This is a genomic window from uncultured Rothia sp. (assembly GCF_937976295.1).
Lineage (GTDB): Bacteria > Actinomycetota > Actinomycetes > Actinomycetales > Micrococcaceae > Rothia.
Genome location: NZ_CALJRY010000373.1, coordinates 1 through 4,164 on the forward strand (window position 1 = coordinate 1; position 4,164 = coordinate 4,164).

The following is a 4,164-nucleotide window of genomic DNA, read 5'->3' on the forward strand; positions in this document are numbered from 1 at the left end:
TAGCGGTGCAGGAACGCCGCCATCGCGCCACGCTCAATCGGCTGAACCGGACGGAACGAACCATCCGCCCAACCCGTCGTAATACGCTGCTCAGCCAGCCACGAAATCTCACGGTAGAACTGGCTACCGGCCGACACGTCACTAAACGGCGACACCGCAGGAGCCGAATAGGCCGGCGAACCCGCAAAACGGTAGAAGAACGCCGCCATCGCGTCACGGTTCACCGCAGCATTGGGGCGGAACGTACCATCCGACCAGCCGGTCGTAATACCGCGGGCGCGCATCCACTCAATCTCCTTGTAGAACGGGTGGTCACGCGGCACATCCTTAAAGCTCGGAGTGCTCGGTGCAGTGAACTGCGGCGAACCCGCCATACGGTAGAAGAACGCCGCCATCGCGCCGCGCTCCACCGAACCGTTCGGGCGGAACGTGCCGTCCGGGTAGCCGGTCGTAATGCGACGCTGAGCCAGCCAGTTAATGTCATTCACGAACGGGTAATCCGCCGGAACATCCTTGAAGTGCGCGCTTGCGGCGGTATCCTCAGAGTTCGACGAGACACGCAGAACCTGCGCACGCTCACCCGCAGCACCGTTCGTACCGGACAGGTCGCCGGTCGCGTTGTGCATGTGCAGGAACAGTGCAGAAACGTTCTTCGCGTCGCCGTTACGGTGCGCCACCAGCTGCGCGGAGGGCGCATCCACGAACAGGTTCGGAACGCCGGCGGACTCGCCGCTGAACCACAGCTTCGGCGCCGCATAGTTGAACACCACCGAATCAGTCGTATCAACCACGGTCGTTGCGGAGAACGCACTCGAAGTGGTCACCGAGTACGAAATCTCAGTGGACTCAGCGTTCGGGTCCAGACCCAGAACGCTCAGCGGAACAGTCATCACCAGGGTGTTCGAATCCATGATGTTGGTGTCCGTATCACCCCAGGTGCCGTTCAGCGGGTACAGGGCGTTCTCAATCGCCACCCACTTGCCGTTGCTGCGCTGAGAAACCTTCACCAGCGGGTAGTCCAGGCCCTTCTCACGCACCGTCTGCAGGCGGTAGTCGCTCGTGCCGTCCTTGTTGGTATCAACAAACACGTAGTAGGAGCCGCGCGGGGTCACCTCCGACCAGTTACCCCAGGTGGAAATACCGAAGGACAGGCGCGCGTCGGAGGCGTCTGCACCGGCAGCCTTCAACTCCGCCACGTTCGAGGCGGCACCCACATACTGCAGGTCCATGCGGGAATCCGAACCCACACCCAGCTTCGCGGTCGGGATGCGCGGGCTCGAAGCGCCCAGCTCAAAGGCACCCAGCAGGGAGCGGTAACCGCCCTGATCCACTGCGGTACCCTGCAGGGTCAGGGTCTGCTCGGTCGCGCCGGAACCCTCCGCGTCGAAAGCGATATCGGAGCCAGCCACACGCATCGCGGAGACAGGCTTCGGTGCCACATGCAGGGGCATGCGCAGGGTCTTCACCGCAGCCGAGGAGTCAGCATCGGTCAGAATCAGGCGGCCCGAAGCGCTCGCAATGTACTGGCGGGCACCCGAAATGGTCACCGTACCGGTCGAGTAGTTCACCGAATCCTGGGTCGGGTACATGGACGGGTCGCGGGTCTTTTCCAGCTTCGACGGGTCAATGCGCACCGTCACGGTGAACGTTGCGGTCTGACCGGCGCCCACAGACACGGACTGCGGGTAGGAGAACTCCACACCCGGAATGGTCGTGCTGCCCTCATAGTTCAAGGTGTAGGTGTGCGCCACCGAGTCGGTGTTCTCGACGCTCACGCGGTGCTGCAGGGTCTGCACGCCGGCGTTCGGGGTGTACTCAAGCACGCCGAACGTGTCAGAAACCTGCTCGGGGCGTGCCGCGTTAAACAGTATGACGCGGTCAGCCACCGCCGCACGCGTGTTAATGCGGCCGGTACCCACACGGTCCACCGCGTAGGGGTTGCCCCAGGCGTCCTGCATGTGGTGGTCGGCGGTGTTCATGATGGCGGTCTTAATCATGCGCGGACCGTACTCCGGGTGTGCCTGCATGATTAGCGCCGCAACACCGGCAACAAAGGGTGTGGACATGGACGTACCGGTCTTCACGCTCGAACCGGTGCCGCTACCAACCTCGATGGAGGAAATGTTCGTGCCCGGTGCCGCAACGTCCGGCTTGGTGATGCCGTGCGAACCGTGCATGCCACGCGCGGTGGAGGTGTTCGCCTGATCCAGCTTGCCGTTGGGCACGCGAATCGAGTCGCGCAGGTTCTCGCCGAGCTGCAGGGTCAGCTCACCCGAATCGATCTGCGCGGAAAGGCGCTCTACCTGGCTCTTTGCCAGACGCACGCCCGGAATGGAGGAGTTACCACCGATAGCGGTGTCACCGACCTCAGTGTTCGAGGTGAGCACCACGCCGGTCGCGCCCGCCGCCTGCAGGTTGTCGAAGCGCACCTTCGAACCGCAGGGGGCGGTGCCGTCAGCGTCCGCCCAGTCGATGAGAGCCCACTTGCCCTTCAGGGCGGCGGCTTCCTCTTCGGTGAATGCTTCACAGCCGTAGCGGTTGCGGGAGGCGGCACGCACCACGGTGCCGCGCAGCTGCTCCTCGGTCGCCTTCGAGTAGTCGAAGCTCACCGAGTAGTCGCCGTAGGTGTCCGCCTCGTTCGCGGGGGCGAGAATCTTCACGCGGTCCACTAGCTGGGTTGAGCCGATGGAGTTCGCCACGGTCAGGCCGTAGGCGCTGGTGCCGGGGCCACCCGAGTTGGAGTAGGTGTCGCCCACGGCGTTGTAGTTGTTGGCGTTACCCGCCGCAACCACGGAGAGGATGCCCTCGCGGTAGAGGGAGCCGACCGCGTAGTTCACGGTCTCATCGAACACGCCGAACTCGTTGCCGAGCGACAGGTTCGCGATGTCGGCGCGGTCCGAGAAGTCGCCGTCGTCGTTGGGGTCGAGCACGCGGTCCAGGCCCTTGGGGACGAACGCGGTGGTGCCCTTACAACCGAAAATGCGCAGGCCAATCAGCTGGGCGTCCGGTGCGGAGCCGGGGCCGATCTTCATGTCCTTGAGCTGCTCTTCGGTGAGCTTGGAGTAGTCGCCGTGGAAGGTCGAACCGTCCGCGTTCACGCCGTAGCCTGCAGCGGTGCCCGCCACGTGGCTGCCGTGGCCGCCGCAGTCAAGCGGGTTGGCATCCGGGTGGGGGGTGGAGGTTTCCTTCTTGGCGGAGTTGTAGTCGTCACCGACCAGGTCGTAGCCGCCGAGGAACTTCTTCGGATCGTAGCTGCCCTCGGGAATCGTGTCGGATGCCTTCGCCTTCTCGAAGGCTTCCTGCGTGCCGGGGCCACCCAAATCGGCGTGAGTGTAGTCGATACCGGTATCGAGTACGACAATCTTCACGCCCTTGCCGGTGTAGCCGGTGGAGGCGGGGTTCGCCTGGCTCTTCGCCCACACGGAGAGCGTGTCAGTATCGAGGAGGGTGCCGCTGTTCTGCGGTGCCATGTCCTCAATGATGCTGATGCGTTCCACATCGTCGCGGTTCGCGAGCGCACGAATCTGCTCGACGTTACCGTAGAGCGCCACGCCGCGCATCGTGTTGTGGGTGGTGTACAGGACCTGCGCGCCGGATTCCTTCGCCGCGGAGGCGCCCTGCTGCTGCACGCTGGCGCGAATTGCCTGCACCTGTGCTTGCGCGTTGACGGGTGCCTGCGCGCGGGAGCGGACCGCGTCCGGCTGGGTCTGGGCGTACGCACCCTGACCCTTGAAGCGGACGAACACGGCGCGTTCGCCGGTGGCACCGTCCAGGCTGGGGGAGAGGACGTCGTTGTTGTTCTCGCCGGTGCCGGTGTTCTGGTGGGGTGCGTCCGGGTCTGCGCCGCGTACTACGCCCGGTGCCGCGTAGGCGGCGGTACCGAACGGCAGGGCTGTCAGCCCGAGGGTGAGCCCCAGGGTGAGTGCGCCGCAGCTGCGTGCCAGCTGCTTGAGACGACCCGGCTGTGTGCGCCGGGCTGCTCGCGCGGGGGTAGCTTCAGGGAAGGTTGCCACTGAATGCTCCTTGATTCTTTTAGGGATGGTGTGTTTCTTAGCGGTTTCTGCACCGATAGTTCTGCGCTGAGGACTCTGCGCTGAGGACTCCGCACCGAGAGTGCTTCGGTGCGTTCGCACTGGGTTTCCAGCGTGTCTGCAGTGCGCCTCC

The 4,164-nt window shown here is 64.4% G+C and carries 1 protein-coding gene; it reads right to left on the bottom strand.

Translation table 11 applies throughout. From position 1 onward, the window contains the following. Window positions 1-4,013: S8 family serine peptidase (locus Q0216_RS09910; RefSeq protein WP_298594982.1), on the bottom strand; the 4,013-nt coding region annotated here is incomplete at its 3' end. Between the last annotated feature and the right edge of the window lie 151 nt (window positions 4,014-4,164).